The organism is Faucicola mancuniensis (assembly GCF_046523945.1).
Classification (GTDB): domain Bacteria; phylum Pseudomonadota; class Gammaproteobacteria; order Pseudomonadales; family Moraxellaceae; genus Faucicola; species Faucicola mancuniensis.
In genome coordinates this window covers 1,029,568-1,050,146 of the sequence record NZ_CP171363.1, presented here as the reverse complement: position 1 = coordinate 1,050,146, position 20,579 = coordinate 1,029,568, and the positions used below count along the sequence as shown (strand labels likewise).

The following is a 20,579-nucleotide window of genomic DNA, read 5'->3' as shown; positions in this document are numbered from 1 at the left end:
TTAGCAACCATTTGGGCGAATGATTTTACAAAAAAATTATACAAGCCTATTAAAAAAAGTAAAAAATCGCCCAACATAACATGATTAAAAAGGTGAACGAATGTTATTTCTTATTTCAAATGAAACCATTACCAAACTTGGTATGAATGTGTTAGTTCCTGTTTTTATTGCATTTTTATTTTTTATTATGTGGGATTTATCCAAAAAAAATAAAGCGGGCAAACAAGGCACGTTTTGGATTTTTGTCGCATTGGGCGGTGGATTTTTTGGATTTTTGATAAAAATGGTGTTGGAATATTATTTTTCACGCACGTTGTAAACTTTTGTTTAAATTTTCTATCACTTTATCAATTTCATCAAAAAGGAGCAAATCATGCAAATGACGTTAGATTTTTCTGATGAGTTAATTCATGACTTTTATCAACAAGTCCCCGAAAACAAACGCTCATCGGTCATTGCCGATTTATTAAAAAATTATTTAGAAAATAGAAAAAATCCTGAAATTGAATTGCCGTTTGAAGTATTGTCGCAAACTAGACAAGTTGTAACGAATGATTTTATTAACCAGCTTCGTGAACAAGAAGGCATTTAATGACGACAAAATTTTTACTTGATGCCAATGTTTTAGTGGCTTTATTTGACAATAAAAATGCCAATCATTCGTTGGTAAAAAAGTGGTTTTCTCATCATATTATTGCTCAAAATAAAGTATGGCTGAGTTGTACAATCACGCAAATGGCGTGTTTAAGGATTTTGTCTTTGCCAAGTTATCCTGCAAATTATAGTTTTAGTGATATTCAACAGATTTTTGATAAGGCAATTGTTAAGACTCGTCATCAGTTTTTGACTTGTGAATTAGATGTGATTCAACATGAAATTTTTAATTGGCGACATTTGCAAGGGCATAGACAACTGACCGATGGGTATTTGCTCGCTTTGGCGGTGGCAAATCAAGCCGTTTTGGTAACTTTTGACAAGCGAATTGATTATCATATTGTCAAAAATGCAACGCAACATCATCTGTTAATTTTAGACAGTTTAGAATAAATCCAAAAACTTGATGACAAAAAACCATAAAAAACCATGAAAAAAAATAACCACGATACCTTATTTACCACACCGCTTGACAAATCTGCTCGCTTTAGCTTTGATGAACAAGTGGTCGCCTGTTTTCCTGATATGATACGCCGTAGCGTGCCGGGGTATGGGCAAATGCTTGCGATGTTGCCGATTTTTGCCAAACGCCATTGCAATTTTCGTCAAGTTGGCACCAATGGCAAAAAAGTCAGCCGTGTGTATGATTTGGGCTGTTCGCTCGGTGCGGTGAGCTTTGCTTTGGCAGGGGAGTTTGCCCCAGATGATTTGCAAATTTTTGCCATTGACATTTCACAGCCGATGATTGACAAGGCAAAAACCGTGCTTGATGAGCATTTTCCCACGCATGACATTAATTTGGTTTGTGCTGATGTGTGCGATGTGGTGTTTGAGCCGTGCGATATGATTGTGCTAAATTTGACTTTGCAGTTTTTGCCTGTGGATAAGCGGTTGATTTTATTAAAAAAATGTTATGATGCACTTACAGACGGTGGCATTTTGATTTTGACCGAAAAAACGCACCTAACGGACGAGCAAGACGATGCGTGGCGTGTGGAGCGGTATTATGATTTTAAACGAGCCAATGACTATAGTGAAATGGAAATCAGTGGCAAACGCAACGCCCTAGAAAATGTGCTAATTACCGACACGCTAGAATTTCATCACGAAAGGCTGGCAGAGGCAGGGTTTGAGCGAAGTTTGACGTGGTTTATGTTTTTAAATTTTGCGTCTGTGGTGGCGTTTAAGTAGGAGAGAAAAATGCTCCGTTTTGCGATTTTTGCTGACATTCATGGCAAATTTTTGTTGCCGTTTAAACGACATTATCCAATTTATGCACAAAACTTGGCGGTATTTTTAAATGTTTTTGTGATAAATGTTTATGTGTAAGATATCCTAGCGTTATTTACAGTATTTAGGATAAAATACTGCAAATGAACATACATAAAAACACCAGACTGCTACCGTTTGAAAGAGAAGCTATTTGGATAGCCTATCATCAAAACAAACAAAGCGTAACATCACTTGCTGAAGAATACAAAGTATCAAGACCAACAATCTACAAGGTATTGAAACTTGCTAGAGTGAAGTTACTAAAACCACAAACCAGTGTCAATAATCGCTTTAAACAAGCGAAATTTGGCATTAAACGCTTAGCTAAAGTTGAAAAGAGTATACAAGACAAACTCAAAAAACAAGCCAAGCGTTATAATAAATCCTATCCTGGTGAGATGGTACACGTAGATACAAAACGCCTACCACTGCTCAAAGGACAAAATAGCAACAGCCCTAGAGAATATCTGTTTGTTGCCATTGATGATTATTCTCGTGAACTGTATGCTTGTATTATGCCAGACAAAACAGCTTTTAGTGCGGCTAAGTTTCTGACAGAACAAGTTATTAAACCTTGCCCTTATACGATTGAGGTGATTTATTCTGACAATGGCACAGAATATAAAGGCACAAAAGACCATGAATTTGTCAAAGCCTGTTATAATAACAACATCAATCAGAAATTCACCAAAGTTGCCAAACCACAAACCAATGGTAAAGCAGAACGAGTAATACGTACGCTCATGGAAATGTGGCATGAACAATGTGAATTTACAAGTAGTGAACATGGAAAGCAAGAATTAACAAGATTTCTTAATTTCTATAATACCGTTAAACCCCATTCATCTTTAACTAAAAAAGATGATATTACTGGCAAAACTCAAACCTTTACTCCTTATGAGTGGTTGGAGTTTTATTTTAAACAAAGTGTAAATAACGCTTGAGGTTCTTACAGTTTATGTAATACCTACACTACCTTTACCTCATCACTTCCTCTCACCACCTTAATATCTTGGTCAGATGCCCACGCCATCACGTCTTCACGTTTTAGAGCCGTTGCCATCAAGTCTGGAAATTGGTCTGGCGTACAGGCAAACACAGGGATTCTCATACTGGCAAACACGCCTGCCAAATCAGCGTCATAAGACGGTCTGCCGTCATCGCTTAGAGCAAGCAGGATTATCACATTTACCCCTTGTTTTTGTAAGGTGGCGACACGGCTCACCAGTTCTTTGGCATTTCCGCCTTCGTACAAATCGGTGATTAGCACCAAATGGGCTTTGCTTGGCGTTTCAATCTTATTGGCACAATACGCCACCGCTTGGTTGATGTCCGTGCCACCGCCCAATTGCACGCCAAACAGCACGCTGACAGGGTCTTCTAAATCATCAGTCAAGTCAAAAATCGCCGTATCAAAGCACACCAGTTTGGTTTTGACGCTAGGAATTGATGCCATCACCGCCGAAAAAATCGCACTATACACCACTGAGCTTGCCATACTTCCAGATTGGTCAACGCACAGCACCACTTCATCAAGGTCGGTCATGCGTTTGCTTTGGCGAAGATAGCCGACCAGTTTTTCAGGAATGATGGTCTGATGGCTGTGCTGATAATGGCGTAGGTTTGCTCCGATGGTTTTTGTCCAGTCAATGTCGTTAAAACGTGGGCGGTGGGTGCGTTTGGATTTATTGACCGCCCCACGAATGGCTTCGGTGGTTTGTTGTTCAAGGCGAGCCATGAGTTCATCAACAACTTTTTTCACCACTTGGCGAGCGGTTTCTAGGGTTTTTTCTGGCATGGCGGAACGTAAACTCACCAAATCCGCCACCAAATGCACATCCGCTTCCATCACTGCCAAAAATTCAGGTTCTAAGAGCATTTGGGTCAAATTTAACCGCTCAAAAGCGTCTTTTTGCACCACTTGCACCACCGAGCTTGGAAAAAATTCTCTGATATCACCTAGCCATTTGGCAACGTTTGGGGCAGAGCGTCCCAGTCCGCCACGTCCTTTTTTGCCAGATGAATCGTTGTCATAAAGCATATTTAGGGCTTGGGATAGACGTTGGTCGTGGCTGTTTAGGGGGCGTTGGTCGTCATCAACGCCTAATACCAGTTGCCAACGGCGGGATTGTTCGTCTTGATTGGTTGGGGTTTGAGTTTCGTCAAGTTGTGGTTCGGTGATGTCGTTCATAATGGTTTTCTTTTTTTAAGTTATTGAAATGTAGGGGCTTTCCATAAACTTTAGGTGTAAGATATCCTAGCGTTATTTACAGTATTTAGGATAAAATACTGCAAATGAACATACATAAAAACACCAGACTGCTACCGTTTGAAAGAGAAGCTATTTGGATAGCCTATCATCAAAACAAACAAAGCGTAACATCACTTGCTGAAGAATACAAAGTATCAAGACCAACAATCTACAAGGTATTGAAACTTGCTAGAGTGAAGTTACTAAAACCACAAACCAGTGTCAATAATCGCTTTAAACAAGCGAAATTTGGCATTAAACGCTTAGCTAAAGTTGAAAAGAGTATACAAGACAAACTCAAAAAACAAGCCAAGCGTTATAATAAATCCTATCCTGGTGAGATGGTACACGTAGATACAAAACGCCTACCACTGCTCAAAGGACAAAATAGCAACAGCCCTAGAGAATATCTGTTTGTTGCCATTGATGATTATTCTCGTGAACTGTATGCTTGTATTATGCCAGACAAAACAGCTTTTAGTGCGGCTAAGTTTCTGACAGAACAAGTTATTAAACCTTGCCCTTATACGATTGAGGTGATTTATTCTGACAATGGCACAGAATATAAAGGCACAAAAGACCATGAATTTGTCAAAGCCTGTTATGATAACAACATCAATCAGAAATTCACCAAAGTTGCCAAACCACAAACCAATGGTAAAGCAGAACGAGTAATACGTACGCTCATGGAAATGTGGCATGAACAATGTGAATTTACAGGTAGTGAACATAGAAAGCAAGAATTAACAAGATTTCTTAATTTCTATAATACCGTTAAACCCCATTCATCTTTAACTAAAAAAGATGATATTACTGGCAAAACTCAAACCTTTACTCCTTATGAGTGGTTGGAGTTTTATTTTAAACAAAGTGTAAATAACGCTTGAGGTTCTTACACTTTAGGCTAAATGCAATTATTTTTCAAAATTTAACCACTCGCCCAATTTTTATCCCCACCCAGCAATTTTTGCAAAACCGTTAAATGCGTTTGCAAAAGCGGATACATGGCTTGATTAAGTTGCTGGGTATTTTCCACCGCCTTGCCTTTGGTGGCTTTTTCTAGTAAATGCTTGCGTTCGATGGGGTCAAGGTCAGCAAACACACGGCGAAACAGGGGCAAATATTCCACAAATTCATCACCATTTAAACGAGTGAGCCAATTTTGCACCGCTTGCAACAACACGTCATCATACAACAAATTTTTGCTCACGCCCTTAAAAAACCCCACAAAAAATTGTGCCGAATCTTGGGTAGCAAAAGCGGACGATAGGGCTTTTTGTAGTCGCTCTTCTAGTTGTTCGCTGTCAATTTTTTCCGCTTGATATAGCAATAGATTACACAAACCAACCAACATTTTGCTGGCTTGGCTGTGTTGGTGCAAACCATCGCTAATCTCCGCCAACGCTTGCCACCACACGTCCATGACATCGCTTTCCACTTCGCCAAGTAGTAGGGCATGATGAGCGTTTTTTATCAGCTCGTGCAGGCGTTCGGCGGTTTCGTTGTCAAGATTTCGGCACGCATACGGCAGGGCGATTGCCACTTTAATGGCAAGCTGTCGCACCAATTCGCCCACTTGAGCAAGCGACATGGCACGAGCCGTCCCATAACGCTCTAAATGCACCAAAGGCGATAGGCTTTGCAAAAGCTCATCGGTATTGTCCGTTTGGTTTGCCAATACGCCAAGTCGCTCCAGTCCCACGCTTGCAGTATGGGTCAAATCGGCTTGTAGGGCAAGCTGTACATCGCTGACCAGTTGGTTTAATTTGGTGGTTTTTTGCATGGTTTCGGCAAGTTTGTTGGCGGACGCTTGCAAAATGGTGTTGCCGTACACCAAATTTTCCACCAACGCCACCGCAAATTCAGGTTTCCATTTTAACAACCACTTTTCACGAAACGTACCACGACTGCCACCGCTGTTCAGCACTTTGCCCCAAGGCACGCCCAAAATTTGCAAACGGTGCAACAAGTGCGATTTTTTTAAGCCAATTTCACTGCGTAAATCTACCGAAATTTCTTTGGCAAGGCTCTCTGGGGCAAGTTTGGTTTGTTTTTGCAAACGCTGTAAATCTTCCAACAGCGGTGCAAGGGGCATATCGTCTGGAATTTGTCCGACCTGATTGCCAAGCAGTAGCGATTGTTCAAGCTGTTGCCACAACAACGGCTCGCCAAAACACAAACAAGCGATACTGCTGTCAATCAACTCTTCAAAGCCGACCGATGGGCGACCACGCACCACCGCAAGCATCTGGCTTAGGCGTACCGCTTCAATGACGGACGCTGTAGAGATGACATGACCTTGTTCACGCAAACGATTGGCGACAAGACTGAGCCAATGTTCATAAATTTCAGCATATTCTCGGTTTTGCCACAGGTGTAAGTACCACATGGGGGCTTTTACCCCTGCCCTATAGCCTTGCGAGCTTGCCAAACGTGGTGAAGTCCACGGAATCCAAGTGGTTTTTACCTTTGATTGGGCAAGTTTTTTTGGCAAGGTTTTGATGATGGCGTTGTCGTTTTTGCTGTTAAAAGTTAGGGCGTTGCCGTCTTTGTCGGTCAATTCGGCAAACCGCTTAGGGTCAAGAGCAGGGACGTGCCACGCCCCACACACCACCACAATCACGTCATCATTGTGGGCAGTTTTTTGATGACTAGCAATTTGCTGACGCATATAGGCTTCACGCTCATCATCACCAATGTCATCATCAAGATGGGTTTGAATGTCATCACGTTCTAAGAGTTTTTGGCGTAAGGCAAACATGGCATCGCCCACCGCATCAAAAGTTGCCAAATCATCGGCTAAATCGTCCGCTTCACGATTTTGCTCAATGGTGTCATTCCACCAATCTTCACCATCGCCATACCCTGCCAACTGTGCCAACACGCAAATGGGGTCATGTTTTAGGCGTAAGGTCAATTTATCATCGTCTGATAACTCACTTTTTTGTGTTTCGGCAAAATCGGTGTTAGCGTCCGTTTCGGTTTCGTCAGTTTCGCCATCATTGTCCGTTTGGTTTTCATTGTCCAATTGGGCTTGTTTGGCTTTTTCAATGTCCGCCACTTGTTTGGCAAGTTTGACCGCCACAGGCAAATCAATAAACGCCACGTCTGCCCCATATTTCATCGCCCATACAGTTGCTTGATATTCTGGCGAAAATTCGGCAAAAGGATAATAAAAATGCGATTCTGGATAATCGGTGGCATAGGCAAGCAAGGCAACAGGTGGTTTCATCTGCCGATGGGCAAGCAGGGCTAAAAGCTCGCTACAGTCGCTCGCCCCTTCAATCAGCACTTTGGCAGGTTTGAGTTTGTTTAACACCGACAACAGCCGAGTGCTAGAACCAACGCCATGATGACGAATGCCAAGATAATAGGTGTTTTTGTTTGGTTTTGACACGATAAATAACCTTTTAGCGTGTTAATCTTTTCCCTCCCCTAACCCCTCCATTAGGGAAGGGAATTCCCTCCACCTTTGGGGGAGGGCTGGGGTGGGGGTAAATTTTTTTGGCACATTAGTTTTTATAAAACATCATTCAAATGATGATAAAACTGGGCATAATCTTTGCGTTTTTTGAGTACCGTTTCCAAATATTCTTCCAATACCGCCTTGTCTTGCACAGGGTCTTTGACGATCGCCCCAATCAAATTGGTGCTGATGGTTTCGGCTGACAATTCGCCCTTGCCAAACCAGTTGGCTTGACTAAGACTGCCAACCATCACCGCAATGGCTTCGGCAGTAGATAGGTTGCCTGTCGGTGATTTTAGCACGGTTTTGCCGTCTAGGGTTTCGCCCCCACGCAGTTCACGGAAAATGGTGATGACTTTTTCAATCTCGTCCACCGCATTTTTTGGCACAGGCAAATCAAGACTTTCGCCCATTTCGCTGACTCGTCTTGCCACGATACGGATTTCTTCTTGCATATCGTCTGGCAAGGGCAACACCACCACGTTAAAACGCCGTTTGAGAGCGGACGACAGTTCGTTTACGCCTTTATCACGGTTGTTGGCGGTGGCGATGATGTTAAAGCCTTTTTTGGCAAAAATTGCGTCATTAAGCTCTGGAATTGGCAACATTTTTTCGGACAAAATGGTAATCAAGGTGTCCTGCACGTCCGATCCCATGCGAGTAAGCTCTTCTAGTCGGCAAAGCGTGCCTTCTTCCATCGCACGGTATAGCGGTGTGGGGACAAGGGCTTCACGGCTAGGGCCTTTGGCGAGCAGTTGGGCGTAGTTCCAGCCGTATCGGATTTGGTTTTCGTCCGTGCCTGCGGTGCATTGGATAACACGAGTGCTGTCGCCTGAGATACCTGCTGACAAATGTTCGGACACCCACGATTTTGCCGTTCCCGGTACGCCTAGCAAAAGTAACGCTCGGTCGGTGGCAAGCGTGGCGACTGCCGTTTCAATCAGTCGGCGATTGCCCACGTATTTTTCGCTGATGACTGTGCCATCGCTGGTTGTGCCACCCATCAGGTATTTGACAACAGCTTGGGGCGAGAGTTGCCAGTTGGCAGGTTTATTGCCTGTGTCATCACGTTTTAGTGCGTCTAGTTCGCCTTGGTAGATGATTTCGGCTGGTTGGCGTAAAATGTCGGTCATGCAAGTTTTCCTTTTTAAAGGTTTAAAATTTGGTGAAAATGGTAAAAATTATTGCGGTTCAAATTGCATTAGTTCGTAAAGTTTAAGTTCAAATTGTTCTAATTGATTGAGTTTGTTTTCTAAATCGTCATTTAAATTTGGGTCAAAGCCTTTTTCTAGTAAAACTTTAACAACGTCAGTTTGATTCATTGAAATATAATAATTGAGTAAACTTTGCCAAAATTTATCATTAAAATCAAAATGATTAGCTTTAATATCTCCTGACCCACAGACAAATAAAATATGCTTCGCTTTTAAGCTATTGCCTGCACCAAAATGCTGATACGCCATTGGCTCACATTTTAAAAGTTCTTCTTTTAACGTATCCCAGTCTTTATTAACAACTAAATCCAGTACATTTTTCGGCAAGGTCTTTTTTAATTTCGCTATTTTTAATTCTCCACTTCTCTCAATCGTTGATTTAAATTTAACACCATCAAACCATTATCCGCTCTTGGCACGCCCATCTCAATGAGCTTATCAAACAATGCCCTTGCCACCTGTTGCGACACCATCATGCTCAACGTATATAACTCAACGCCAATCCAATGGCAGTCGCTAATGCGTTTTGACAGACTTTTCCAGCTTGGCGATTGCATCAATTTATCAAAATCATCAAACACCCATTGCTCACTGGCATAATTGGCAATGTTTTCAAACTCGGCACCGATGTGCAATAAACGCTTGGTGAGCATTTCTCGCAGTGGCTCATCAAGTCGTTTTTCCAAAACAACAATCAATGAATACACTTGGTTGTCATTTTTTAACTGTTTGCACAACTGCTCCACCAATACCGCAAAATCAGCGTCCGTCAAAGTCGCTGTCATGTTTTGCACCAGACTAAGATTGTCATTTTCTTGGCGATAATCATTGCCCCTAAACTCCCAAAGCTGTATCAACTCGGTGATACTTAGCCCAAACGCTTTGGCAAAATAAGGCAAATGCACCGTTTTTAACTGCTCGGTACGGATTGATATTTGTTTGCCACTTTTGAGTTTTTTGGGGGCTAAATAGCGTTTGTTTAAAGGGTTGGTTTTTAGCTCAAACATTTCGGCAAGCTCTTTGGCAAATTGCTCTTTTTCTGCGTCCGTGCCACCTTGTGTGCCATCAGATGAGCCAAGCCGTGCCAAAAACTGCCTAGCAAGATTAGCAACTTTTTGCGAGCGGTCGGACAACAAACCACGCAAAAACGTTTCATCATCAAGCGACAAATTGACCGCCATGCACTCAAGCAGTCGCAAGCGTTCATCAGCAGGGTGTTTGCCAAAATGGGTGTCAAAAAGCTCAAGCACGCCTTTGGCGTTGGTGTTTCGCATTTGTTTTAGGCGTTTGGCTCGCTCGGCAGGATACCACTCGTCCCAGTTGTCGCCATTGACTTCATCGTCAATCGCTTGCCCAGATTTATCGCCATTTAACCAGTTTAGCCACGGCAAATAGCCAATCGGAATTTTGTCATCAAGGCGTTTTTGCAAGGCAGATAAAATGTCCAAACAGTCGGTTGGCGGTAGAGCGTAGCCACGATTTGCCAAAAATCGCAAAAACAAATACCAATGTTGATAATGTTTATTGGACATATTTTTGAGAATGCGTCTTGCTAATGGTTGCAAGTCTTTTGGCAAAACGGTTAATTTATCCAAAGTCGGCAAAACTGGCAAGGCGTTTAATTTGCCTGTTGGCGTGTGCAAATACATCAAACTTTGAAATTGACTGGCAAGTGCCAAACAAAACAAATCGTGTTTGTCATCATCGCACGCTTGCAAAATCTCGGCAAAATCGGACGGCAAATCGGCAACAGATACGCCCAAATTATCGCCCACCAGCCAACGAGTGTAGATTTTTTGCAATTGGGCGTACGTGGTGGTGGCTGTGTTTGTGGTGTTTAACATGACAAAAATCCCCATTCATCGCTTGCGATCCCAAGTAGCCGTCCGTGCAGTCCGTCCCACAGGATAAAGGCGTGGCTGATGGGCGTGGCTTGGGTTAATTTTGGCAAATCGGCGTTGCTAAGTTTGACCGTTGTGCCATCATCGCCCACCCACCAATAGGGCTGTTTGTTGGATTTTTCATGGGTTTTCACCACACGCCCTTTGGTCAAAATGTACGGCATGACTTCCGCCCACGGCAAATTACTCAAATATTGTTGATAACTTTCAAACAAAGATAAAGACGGTGTGGGATAGATTAAGCTCGGTGGTAATAAATTTTTGGTTGGACTAATCGTGTGATTTGGTTCACCATCAAGTGGACTAAAGGTTTTGTCAATTTCACAAGACACTATTTCTTGCTGAATAAAAAATCCCCTAAGTGGCTGACGACTGGGATAAAAACACAGCTCACCCACGACAAAATCACCCACACCAATACCGATATGACCTTGTCCTGTACTGGGGTGATGATAATCTAAGAGTAGGGCAAAATGCGGTGAATTGTTGGTGGTATTGACGTCATTCATTTTGACAAGCCAAGTGGCATGACTGATTAAGCCGTCTTTGCGAACTTCGCTAATCTCGCCCACGTTGTGCCAAATGCCTGTTTGTTTTGGGGCGTTGTCATTTGCCAAAATTTTGTCTTTGGTTTCACTGGTGGCAATGGCTCGGCGTGTGTCTGGGTCGTCAGGATTGGCAAACCACGCTTGACACAGTAGCACCCATTTGCCAAAGGCTTGAATGACAAGGTTTGGCTGATTGGCTCGTTCGCACTCGGCAAGCTGAGCAGGCAGTTCATCAATGCGACTGGCAAGGGTGGACGCTTTGGCATCGTTTAGGCGAGCGGAAATTTGTCGGCATTTGCTACTGGCGTTGTCCATAAACGCCATGATGCCCATGCGTAACTGGTCTTGTAGCCAGTTTTGTAGCTCAACAAGTCCTGCACTAATTCTTGCGTCCGTGTCGGCTTTGGTTTTTTCGGCACGTTTGGCTTGGGCTTGTTGTTTTTTGGCAAGCTCTTCTGCCGATAGCACAGGCTCGGCATTTCCCATCGTTATCATGTCGGCAAGACTTGGGCTGTTGTCGCTATTTTGCACATTTTCGCTGTTGTCTGTTTTTTCGGCAAGCGTGGCGGTTTTGTTGGTTTTTCTGCGTCTGCCAAGCCAATCAACAACCCATGTTGGCGTGTCGCTTGGCACAAAAGGCGTGGCATCGGCAACGTATAACATCATGAGTGCTAAAGCGTGTTTGCAGGGGAATTTGCGAGAAGGGCAGGTGCATTTGTAGCCGTTATCGCCCAAATCCACCACCGTGTAATAAGGGGTTGAGCCAGAACCTTGACACTGAGCCCAAATCAAATCCAACTCTTTTGCAAAGCCGTGTGCCGACCATTTGGTAGGACTGAGCAGTTTTTTGGCGGCCGCCAAAGACGAAGCATCTGGAGCAAGGTTTTGTACCGTTTGTAGCGTGAGCGACATGACTGTCCTTTTTTTATTATTTGTCAATAATTAATCGTAAACAGGTTCTTATATTAACCCAAAAAGTCAAATTAGAAAAGATAAATTGTGAGGTTTACGACAATTGGTGTCGTTTAAAAATGTTGTAAAAAATTTTGCTTTTGCTTGTTTTTTCTTTACAATATCACGTTAATTTATCAAATTAAAAAAAAGGTTATCATGTCCACCATCACCCAAGCCGAAAAAGAGCTTTATCTCACCCTTTTAGACCTTGCCCAAAAATACCCTATAGCAAATGATTGGCTTGCCAACTTGCCAAATTGGCTTGCCCACATCAAAGACAAAGCACGCTACGCCAACGCCCCTTATTATCAATCGGTAGTGGAACGCTTGCCTAATATGGACGGCAAAACCATTCGCACCGATTTTACCGCCCAAAACATCACCTTTGATGTCCCACTTTCGCAAGGTGAAATTAAACAAACCACCGCACTTTTAAAAAACCTAATGCCGTGGCGAAAAGGCGGATTTGTCATCGGACAAGGCGAGCAAAGCATACACATAGACACCGAATGGCGAAGCGATTTAAAATGGGATAGGGTACTGCCGTTTATCAGCGATTTGACTGACAAGCGAGTGCTGGACGTGGGCGGTGGCTCTGGCTATCACGGTTGGCGAATGCTTGGAGCAGGGGCAAAAACAGTGGTGGTGATTGACCCGTCTTGTTTGTTTTATTATCAATTTATGGCGATACGGAATTTTGTAGGCAGTCTTAACAATCCGCCAAACCTTCATTTTATTCCTGTGGCGTTAGAAAACTTACCATTTACCACTGAAAACAATAAACAACTGTTTCATACCGTGTTTTGTATGGGCGTGCTTTATCACCGTGCATCGCCTTTTGATTGTTTATTACAACTAAAAAATCAATTGTTAAAAGGCGGTGAATTGGTGCTAGAGACTTTGGTGGTTGATGGCGATGAAAACACCGTGCTTGTGCCAAAAGACCGCTATGCTCAGATGAATAATGTCTATTTTTTGCCGTCCGTTCCTGCTTTGACTTTGTGGCTACAAAAGGCGGGTTTTGTTGATGTCAAATGTGTGGACGTGAATGTTACCACTTTTGATGAACAGCGAAAAACAGCGTGGATGGATTATCATTCATTGGCAGATTTTTTAGACCCAAATGACAACAGCAAAACGCTAGAAGGCTATCCACGCCCAAAACGTGCGGTGATGGTGGCGAAAAAGCTGTAGGAAAATGTATGAAAATCTTAATCATCGGTGCAGGAAAATTGGGCTTGCCCTTAGCCAATCGCCTAAAATCGCACCACCAAATCACCTTAGTAAGCCGTAGCAAAAAAGACATTGATGGCGTTTGTCAAATTGTCAAAGATGTAAAAAATTTAAATAAAGATGATTTTGACAATGCCATTTTTGACTTGATTTATGTGATTTTAAGCCCTGATAACCATAGTATCGCAGGGTATGCGATCGCCTATGTGGAGAGCGTTCGCCCCATTAGCCAAGCCGTTTTTTGTGAACAGTCACACTTGATTTATATCTCATCAACAGGCGTGTATGGGCAAAATGCTGGTGAGACGGTGGACATTGACACCACGCCATCCCCACGCATGGCAAAAGATAGCTGCTTATACAGTGCCGAACAGCTTTATCAAGCGTTTTGGCAAAAGAATTTGACGATTGTGCGCCCCAGTGGTTTGATTAATGGCAGTCTGTTAAACACGGATATTTTTAACAGCGAGCGTTTAACCAAACAAGCCCTAAACACCGATAAAATGGACGCTATCCAATGGGCGAATATGGTACAGCGTGAAACGGTGATTAAAAATTTGACAAAAATGGTGGATTTACATGCAAAAAATCTACTAAAACCTGCGTATATTTTTAACGAAATTAGCGAACCACGCCATAGCATTTTAAATAAAATCCGTGAAAAATACGGACTTGCCCCCATAATGGTAAATGACAACGCACCACAAATTGGCAAGCGTTTGATTAATACACCATTGATTTAACAATGATTTTTTAACTTTTAACAACATTGATAACATGACGATTATTGACAACGATATTATCCCAAAAAAATCCACCTATGCAGATGACAAAAAAGTTTTACGAGTGGTGTCCATTAACGTAAACGGCTTGCGAGCGTCCGAGAAAAAGGGCTTATTTGACTGGCTTGCCACGTCTGATGCGGACGTGGTCTGTATGCAAGAAACTCGCATTAATCCTGAACAATGGACGGACAAATTTAAACCGACAGGTTGGCACACGCACCTGTTTCCCGCCCAAAAAGCAGGTTATGCAGGGACGGCGATTTATAGCCGATTGCCGATAAAATCGGTGAAAACTGGGCTTGGCTTTGACATTGCCGACACGCAAGGGCGATTTATCTGTGCGACCTTTGATTTTGGGATTGGGATTGATGTGAACATTGCCTCGCTGTATCTGCCGTCTGGTAGTTCTGGCGATGACGCTCAAGCTCGCAAGGACGTGTTTTTACAAGAATACGCCAAGATTTTAAAACAATGGCGAGATGACAACCAATCCATGATAATCTGTGGTGATTATAACATTGTGCATAAACGCATTGACATCAAAAACTGGTCTGGCAACCAAAAAGCTTCTGGCTGTCTGCCCCACGAGCGAGCGTGGCTTGACCATATTTATGATGAGCTTGGTTATATTGACAGTTTTCGTGCGGTGCGTGATGAGCCGTTTTTGTACTCGTGGTGGTCAAATCGTGGACAAGCTCGTGCCAAAAACGTTGGTTGGCGGATTGATTATCACGTTTGCACACCTGATTGGCAAGACAAAATTGTCGGTGCGTGGGTGTACAAAGACGCATGGTTTAGCGACCATGCCCCTGTGGTGGTGGATTATCGTTTGTCAATTGATTAAAAAATTTGTTGTCAAAAAATTTGCAAAAAAAAATAGACCGCCATGGGTCTATTTTTTTAAGATTGGTAAAAAATCATTTACCGCCACGTTCTGCACGAGCTTTTTTGACTAGAAAATCAACGACTTGTGGCACTTTGCCATCTTCGCCAGATACCACATATTTGCCATCAACAACAACCACAGGCACGCCTGACAATTGGTAACGTTTTGCCGCTTCTTGTGAACGAGCGATTTTGGTGTTTACCGCAAACGAATTGTACAAGCTGTTAAATTTGTTCAAATCCGCCCCTTGAGATGCGTACCATTCACCGATAGATTTTTGGTCGTACAGTTTTTTGCGGTCTTTTTGTAATGCGTCAAACATGGCTTGGTGAGTTTTTTCTTGCACGCCCATCAATTGAGCGGTATAAAAACCACGGGCATTTTGTTCCCAAACAGGGTTCATCGCCGCAGGGGTTTGCATAAATACCACGTCCGCAGGCTTGGTTTTTGCCCATTTTTGCATATGTGGCTCAAGGTTGTAACAGTGCGGACAACCATACCAAAAAAACTCACGCACGATAATTTTGTTACCTTCAATTTTTTCAGGATTTGCCAAAACGGTATAATCTTTGCCAGATACAAAATCGGCTGCTTGGGTTGATAAAGTCGTAAAACCAACGGCGGTGGCTAATAAAGTAAATGCAATTTTTTTCATAACTTTTTTCCTAAACTTAAATAAAAATCGGTTGAAGTGGCGTTATCTTAGCATTTTTTTAAATTATCGTGTACTAAATTCTGATAAACACTAAAAAAAACTACACAAATGCAAAAATTAGGCAATATTATTTATCAAATTTTCTTAAAACTGATAAAAATAACTTTAGAAAAATTTGATTATTACTTTTTCGCTAAAGTATTTTTGTCAAAAGTTTGTTAAAATAAATCACATTTTTAAAAACTTTAGGAAACATCATGACAGCCGCACAAAACGCCGACTTTACCGAAATCAACAAATTTACCAATCTTGCCAATGAATGGTGGGACAAAAACGGGGCATTTGCGACCTTGCACGACATCAATCCGTTACGGTTAAACTGGATTGAACAGCAAACCATCACTCGCCAAAACGCAGGAATTGCCAACAAAAAAGTGCTAGACGTGGGCTGTGGAGGCGGTATTTTATCACACTCTATGGCGTTGCGTGGGGCAACGGTAACAGGCATTGACTTGGGCGAAGAAAACATCGCAGCCGCCAAAATCCATGCCGAAAAAACCAATCAAACCATTGATTTTCAATGTATTTCTGTAGAAGAATTGGCAAAAACCCATGCAGGACAGTTTGATGTGGTAACGTGCATGGAAATGCTGGAACACGTCCCAAATCCGCAATCAATTATCAATGCGTGTTTTGAGCTGTTAAAGCCGAATGGCGTGTTGGTGCTATCCACGATTAACCGCAATGCCAAAGCGTATTTGTTCGCCATTATTGGGGCGGAATACGTGCTAAAACTGCTTGACAAAGGTACGCACGATTATAACAAATTTATCACGCCTGCCGAGCTTGACCGCTTTGCTGAGCGTAGTGGCTTTAAACGTCAAGATTTGATTGGCTTGCATTATAATCCGATTACCAAAAACTATTGGCTTGCCCAAAACGTTGATGTCAATTATATGATGGCGGTTTTTAAGCCTTAAAAATGGGCTAAAAAAGGAAGCAAATAAGGAAAATAAGTGTTGCAAAATTTTCGCAAAAAATGGCAAACTTTTTGGCAAAATCGCCTTGCCCCTGTCAAATCTCGCCCTTTGACCGATGGCGAAAAACGCATGGCAAAAAGCGTGTTTGGCGAACATTTACAACTTGATGACATTCGCCTAAAAACCGCTTGGTGGGTGCTAAAAAACTATGCGGTCAGCCCAAATGGGAATATTTATTATCACCCAGACGATTGGCAAGCGGATTTTGCCGATTTAAGTTTGGCAAAAAGGGCGTGGCTCATTCATGAATTGACCCACGTTTGGCAAGTGCAACAAGGCATTCATGTGTTCACAAAAGCCTTGTTTAACCGCAAATACAGCTATGTTTTGACCTTAGGTAAGCCATTTTTGGCGTATGGCGTGGAGCAACAGGCTCGCATAGTGGAAGATTTTTATATACACAAAGAACGCTCGCAAAACTGTGATGCGTTTTTTGCGTGTATTCCATTTTTAACAAAAAATACATAATTTTTAATTTAAAAAATTGGATAAAAAATGTGTCAATTATTGGGTATGAATTGCAATGTGCCGACTGATATCGGCTTTAGTTTTGCAGGATTTAGAAAGCGTGGCGGACTGACTGACCACCATGAAGACGGCTTTGGCATTGCGTTTTTTGAAAAAAGCCCGTGTCCGCACAACAAAAATGGCGTGGGCTTGCGACTGTTTCACGATGACAAGCCCAGCTACTCATCGCCGATTGCCGATTTAATCAATCACTACCCCATCAAGGCGATGAACGTGATTGCTCATATCCGCAAAGCCACACAAGGCAGTAATTGTCTTGTTAATACGCATCCTTTTGTGCGTGAAGTGTGGGGCGAACAGTGGGTTTTTGCACATAACGGACAGTTATCGGTGAATTTTTGCCAAAATTTTCAACAAAAAATGCAAAATTCTGTCCATTTTTATCAAGCAGTCGGCTCAACTGACTCTGAAATGGCGTTTTGTTATCTATTAAATGAGTTAAAAAGCACCTTTGACGAACGTCCAGATGATACAACTTTGTTTGCTTTTTTAAAAGACAAATGCCGAGAATTGTCCGATTATGGGCTGTTTAATTGTTTGTTGTCCAATGGTGATTGGCAATTGGCATTTACGGGCAGTCTGTTGTTTTATTTGACTCGCCAAGCCCCTTTTGGTGAAGCTATGCTCGCTGATGATGAGTTAAGTATTGATTTTAGCCAAGTTACGAGTAATCACGACCGAGTTACTATTTTGGTAACAATTCCCCTAACCAGCAACGAAGCATGGCAACAGCTTGCCGTCAATGAATGTTTGGTATTTCGTGATGGGGCGGTGGTGTATCAAGATACGCCAAACAATCCTACTTATCTAAGCATTGCCGAAGGCATTGCCATTGCTCGCAAAGTTGGGGCGAGTGTTTGATTTATAGATAAAAAACAAACATAAAAAAACGTCCAAAAATGGACGTTTTTTGTTTAACAAGTGAAAAAATTATTTTTCAACACCTGCGTCTTTGCCTTGATATTTGGCATTTGCATATTCCCAATTTACCAATTTATCAAGGAAAGTATCCACATAATCTGGACGGCGGTTACGATAATCAATATAATAAGCGTGTTCCCACACATCGCAAGTCAATACTGCAACTTTGCCGTGAGCCATTGGTGTGTCTGCGTTAGCGGTTTTCATGATAGACAATGAACCGTTTACTTTATCCGCAACTAACCAAGCCCAACCTGAACCAAATTGGCTAACGGCTGCGTTTTTAAACTCTTCACGGAATTTTGCATAAGAGCCGAACGCTTCTTCAATCTTGGCTTTTAAATCGCCAGTTGGCTCACCGCCACCGTTTGGAGTCATGCAGTTCCAATAAAAAGTGTGATTCCAAACTTGTGCCGCTTGGTTAAACATACCTGCTTTGCTGTCATCTTTGGCAGTTGCCAAGATGATTTCGTCAAGCTCTTTGCCTTCGAAACCTGAGTTTGGTAGTAATTCATTCAATTTTACCACATAGGCGTTGTGGTGTTTGTCGTGGTGAAACTCTAAAGTTTCGGCACTGATATGTGGTTCTAACGCATTTTTTGCGTATGGTAATTCTGGTAATGTGATGTTTGACATAGTTTTTTCCTTGCTAACAATAACTGTTTGGCTGGGTACATTTTTATGATAAATCGCAATAATTTATCACACTAGGTTAAATTAATCTTAAATTAATAAAGCTAAATTAAGATTTTGGGTTTTTTTCAATTAAATCAACCAATTGATTGATATAACCTTGCAAAAAATCCCGAGTAGATTCATTGGTTAATTTGCCATTTTCATCAAATAATGTTGGCGAATTACCAAGAAAAACTTCTGGTTGTCCTGTCAATGGCATATTAAAATATGACAAGGCAAGGCGTAAATTTTTTTGTGAGCTATAACCGCCCATTTTACCGACCGAATGGCTAATAATGCCCGCAGGTAGATTTTTCCAAGCGACATCGCTATTCGGTTTTGACCCAATATCCACCGCATTTTTTAAGCAAGCAGGTACGGTACGATTGTTTTCCGCTGTTACAAACAGCACGCCAGCTGATGCTTTTAGCGTTTCACGAAACTCTGCATAAGCAGTCGGTACAGGAAAATCGCTTTCGTTTGGGTCGTCATAATCAAAATTGTAAAGCGGTAAATGTCCAATTTCTACAATTTCGGCTTGATAGCCTTCTGGGAACATTTCTTTTACGGCTAATGCGGTTTTGCGTGCGAACGAACCTTTTCGCAAGCTACCGACTAAAATACTGACTTTTTTCATAATTTCAGTCCTTACAGTTGTATAACAAGTTGATATATTTAAGAATTTTTATTATTTAATCATAACTTACCTATCAACTATGCCAAACAAACTCACATTAGCCTTATATAATGCCACAATTTTTGATAAAAATTAACCTTAATCAAAGTAAGGAATTACAAAAATGTTAAAAAATTTTATTAACTAATTGATTTTAAAAAATAAAAACTTTTTATTAAATTTTGTAAAAAACTGTGATAAAAATCTGTTATGATAACTTTTTTCATTTTTTTAATTGGAATTTTTTATGCAAACCTTTGACAAAATCGTCCTTGCTAGTAATAATCAAGGCAAACTTGCCGAATTTCAGCATTTATTTGACAATGCTAACTTAAATATTCAGGTTATTCCACAAGGACAACTTAATATTGACGATGCGGTGGAAGATGGTTTAAGTTTTATTGAAAATGCGTTAATCAAGGCTCGCCATGCCAGTAAAATTAGCGGATTGCCTGCGATTGCTGATGATTCTGGCTTGTGCGTGCCGATTTTGGGCGGACAACCGGGGATTTATTCGGCTCGTTTTGCCAAAGATGACCCAATTTTTGCCAAACAATTTTTGCAAAACAAAGACAAAACCAATAATAAAAAATTGTTACATGATTTGCTAAAATATCGCTTACAACAGCCAATTATCGGACAATTTGTCTGTGTGTTGGCGTTGGTGCGTCATGCCGATGACCCATTGCCGATTATCGCTCAAGGCATTTGGCAAGGCGAAATTTTGCCAAACGAAATCGGTGAAAATGGTTTTGGTTACGACCCGTTATTTTGGTTGCCAGATTTGCAAAAATCGTCTGCTCAATTAACCAAGATTGAAAAAAATAAAATCAGCCATCGTGGACAGGCGATGAGCCAGTTATTACAGCAACTTTTTGCCCAAAAAATCTTTTAAATAAATAATTTTTTACTTTAGGCAA

At 41.7% G+C, this 20,579-nt stretch carries 23 protein-coding genes; 14 read left to right on the top strand and 9 right to left on the bottom strand.

Translation table 11 applies throughout. The features are described from left to right. The first annotated feature begins 100 nt into the window (after nt 1–100). From ACGTJS_RS05150 to ACGTJS_RS05125, 6 genes are read left to right on the top strand one after another with little or no spacing between them, the layout of a single operon-like run. Nucleotides 101–319 (top strand): DUF2788 domain-containing protein, encoded by a 219-nt coding sequence (locus ACGTJS_RS05150; RefSeq protein WP_315042653.1) that lies wholly within the window; start codon nt 101–103, stop codon nt 317–319. Between the two features lie 54 nt (nt 320–373). Continuing rightward, on the top strand, nt 374–592 hold the full coding sequence (locus ACGTJS_RS05145) for a hypothetical protein (protein WP_410473022.1): 219 nt from the start codon (nt 374–376) through the stop codon (nt 590–592). After that, nucleotides 592–1,047, top strand: coding sequence for a PIN domain-containing protein (locus ACGTJS_RS05140; RefSeq protein ID WP_410473021.1), 456 nt, complete (start codon nt 592–594; stop codon nt 1,045–1,047). The genes ACGTJS_RS05145 and ACGTJS_RS05140 overlap by 1 nt, the downstream gene beginning before the upstream one ends. Nucleotides 1,048–1,083: 36 nt before the next feature. After that, complete coding sequence (gene cmoA, locus ACGTJS_RS05135; RefSeq protein ID WP_315041748.1) at nt 1,084–1,845, top strand: carboxy-S-adenosyl-L-methionine synthase CmoA; 762 nt, start codon at nt 1,084–1,086, stop codon at nt 1,843–1,845. 9 nt (nt 1,846–1,854) lie between these two features. Further along, the gene (locus ACGTJS_RS05130) at nt 1,855–1,983 is read left to right on the top strand and encodes a hypothetical protein (protein ID WP_410473020.1); all 129 of its coding nucleotides are present in this window, start codon (nt 1,855–1,857) and stop codon (nt 1,981–1,983) included. Nucleotides 1,984–2,027: 44 nt separating this feature from the next. Then, a complete protein-coding gene (locus ACGTJS_RS05125; protein ID WP_410473019.1) occupies nt 2,028–2,870 on the top strand; it encodes an integrase core domain-containing protein in 843 nt (280 codons plus the stop codon). A 23-nt stretch (nt 2,871–2,893) separates the two neighbouring features. Here the strand turns inward: ACGTJS_RS05125 and ACGTJS_RS05120 are convergent, their stop codons facing one another. Then, entirely contained in the window at nt 2,894–4,117 is a 1,224-nt protein-coding gene (locus ACGTJS_RS05120; RefSeq protein WP_410473018.1) for a VWA domain-containing protein, read from the bottom strand. A 104-nt stretch (nt 4,118–4,221) separates the two neighbouring features. Between ACGTJS_RS05120 and ACGTJS_RS05115 the strand changes: the two genes are divergently transcribed. Then, on the top strand, nt 4,222–5,064 hold the full coding sequence (locus tag ACGTJS_RS05115; protein WP_410471877.1) for an integrase core domain-containing protein: 843 nt from the start codon (nt 4,222–4,224) through the stop codon (nt 5,062–5,064). 41 nt (nt 5,065–5,105) lie between these two features. Here ACGTJS_RS05115 and ACGTJS_RS05110 read toward each other — a convergent pair whose 3' ends face one another. The 5 genes from ACGTJS_RS05110 to ACGTJS_RS05090 form a co-directional block, all read right to left on the bottom strand. Continuing rightward, nucleotides 5,106–7,574 carry a DUF5682 family protein gene (locus tag ACGTJS_RS05110; protein ID WP_410473017.1) on the bottom strand — a complete coding sequence of 823 codons (2,469 nt, stop codon included), beginning with the start codon at nt 7,572–7,574 and terminating at the stop codon, nt 5,106–5,108. 122 nt (nt 7,575–7,696) lie between these two features. Beyond that, complete coding sequence (locus ACGTJS_RS05105) at nt 7,697–8,776, bottom strand: AAA family ATPase (RefSeq protein ID WP_315041752.1); 1,080 nt, start codon at nt 8,774–8,776, stop codon at nt 7,697–7,699. 48 nt (nt 8,777–8,824) lie between these two features. Then, complete coding sequence (locus ACGTJS_RS05100; RefSeq protein ID WP_410473016.1) at nt 8,825–9,184, bottom strand: hypothetical protein; 360 nt, start codon at nt 9,182–9,184, stop codon at nt 8,825–8,827. Between the two features lie 23 nt (nt 9,185–9,207). Continuing rightward, nucleotides 9,208–10,701 (bottom strand): DUF5691 domain-containing protein, encoded by a 1,494-nt coding sequence (locus ACGTJS_RS05095; protein ID WP_410473015.1) that lies wholly within the window; start codon nt 10,699–10,701, stop codon nt 9,208–9,210. Beyond that, nucleotides 10,695–12,218 (bottom strand): SWIM zinc finger domain-containing protein, encoded by a 1,524-nt coding sequence (locus ACGTJS_RS05090; protein WP_410473014.1) that lies wholly within the window; start codon nt 12,216–12,218, stop codon nt 10,695–10,697. Before ACGTJS_RS05090 ends, ACGTJS_RS05095 begins: the two co-directional genes overlap by 7 nt. A 198-nt stretch (nt 12,219–12,416) precedes the next feature. Here ACGTJS_RS05090 and cmoB point away from each other — a divergent pair, with 198 nt between their 5' ends. The 3 genes from cmoB to ACGTJS_RS05075 are packed head-to-tail and all read left to right on the top strand — an operon-like array spanning nt 12,417 to nt 15,122. After that, nucleotides 12,417–13,454, top strand: coding sequence for a tRNA 5-methoxyuridine(34)/uridine 5-oxyacetic acid(34) synthase CmoB (gene cmoB, locus ACGTJS_RS05085; protein ID WP_410473013.1), 1,038 nt, complete (start codon nt 12,417–12,419; stop codon nt 13,452–13,454). A gap of 8 nt (nt 13,455–13,462) precedes the next feature. Further along, nucleotides 13,463–14,236: a hypothetical protein gene (locus ACGTJS_RS05080; protein WP_410473012.1), complete on the top strand. Its 774-nt coding sequence runs from the start codon at nt 13,463–13,465 to the stop codon at nt 14,234–14,236. A 55-nt stretch (nt 14,237–14,291) separates the two neighbouring features. Further along, complete coding sequence (locus tag ACGTJS_RS05075) at nt 14,292–15,122, top strand: exodeoxyribonuclease III (protein ID WP_410473228.1); 831 nt, start codon at nt 14,292–14,294, stop codon at nt 15,120–15,122. 73 nt (nt 15,123–15,195) lie between these two features. Here the strand turns inward: ACGTJS_RS05075 and ACGTJS_RS05070 are convergent, their stop codons facing one another. Beyond that, nucleotides 15,196–15,819 (bottom strand): thiol:disulfide interchange protein DsbA/DsbL, encoded by a 624-nt coding sequence (locus tag ACGTJS_RS05070; RefSeq protein ID WP_410473011.1) that lies wholly within the window; start codon nt 15,817–15,819, stop codon nt 15,196–15,198. Nucleotides 15,820–16,076: 257 nt separating this feature from the next. On the opposite strand from ACGTJS_RS05070, the gene ubiG reads away from it, so the two are divergent. From ubiG to ACGTJS_RS05055, 3 genes are read left to right on the top strand one after another with little or no spacing between them, the layout of a single operon-like run. Further along, nucleotides 16,077–16,799, top strand: coding sequence for a bifunctional 2-polyprenyl-6-hydroxyphenol methylase/3-demethylubiquinol 3-O-methyltransferase UbiG (gene ubiG, locus ACGTJS_RS05065; RefSeq protein ID WP_410473010.1), 723 nt, complete (start codon nt 16,077–16,079; stop codon nt 16,797–16,799). A 36-nt stretch (nt 16,800–16,835) separates the two neighbouring features. Beyond that, nucleotides 16,836–17,327 carry a type IV secretion protein Rhs gene (locus ACGTJS_RS05060; protein WP_410473009.1) on the top strand — a complete coding sequence of 164 codons (492 nt, stop codon included), beginning with the start codon at nt 16,836–16,838 and terminating at the stop codon, nt 17,325–17,327. 27 nt (nt 17,328–17,354) lie between these two features. Further along, nucleotides 17,355–18,248 carry a class II glutamine amidotransferase gene (locus tag ACGTJS_RS05055; protein ID WP_410473008.1) on the top strand — a complete coding sequence of 298 codons (894 nt, stop codon included), beginning with the start codon at nt 17,355–17,357 and terminating at the stop codon, nt 18,246–18,248. A gap of 69 nt (nt 18,249–18,317) precedes the next feature. Here ACGTJS_RS05055 and ACGTJS_RS05050 read toward each other — a convergent pair whose 3' ends face one another. Both ACGTJS_RS05050 and ACGTJS_RS05045 read right to left on the bottom strand, forming a co-directional pair. Then, nucleotides 18,318–18,944, bottom strand: a complete 627-nt coding sequence (locus ACGTJS_RS05050; protein WP_410473007.1) for a superoxide dismutase — start codon at nt 18,942–18,944, stop codon at nt 18,318–18,320. A 106-nt stretch (nt 18,945–19,050) separates the two neighbouring features. Then, nucleotides 19,051–19,620, bottom strand: a complete 570-nt coding sequence (locus ACGTJS_RS05045; RefSeq protein WP_315041772.1) for an NADPH-dependent FMN reductase — start codon at nt 19,618–19,620, stop codon at nt 19,051–19,053. A gap of 286 nt (nt 19,621–19,906) precedes the next feature. On the opposite strand from ACGTJS_RS05045, the gene rdgB reads away from it, so the two are divergent. Continuing rightward, on the top strand, nt 19,907–20,554 hold the full coding sequence (rdgB, locus tag ACGTJS_RS05040) for an RdgB/HAM1 family non-canonical purine NTP pyrophosphatase (RefSeq protein ID WP_410473006.1): 648 nt from the start codon (nt 19,907–19,909) through the stop codon (nt 20,552–20,554). Nucleotides 20,555–20,579 lie beyond the last annotated feature (25 nt).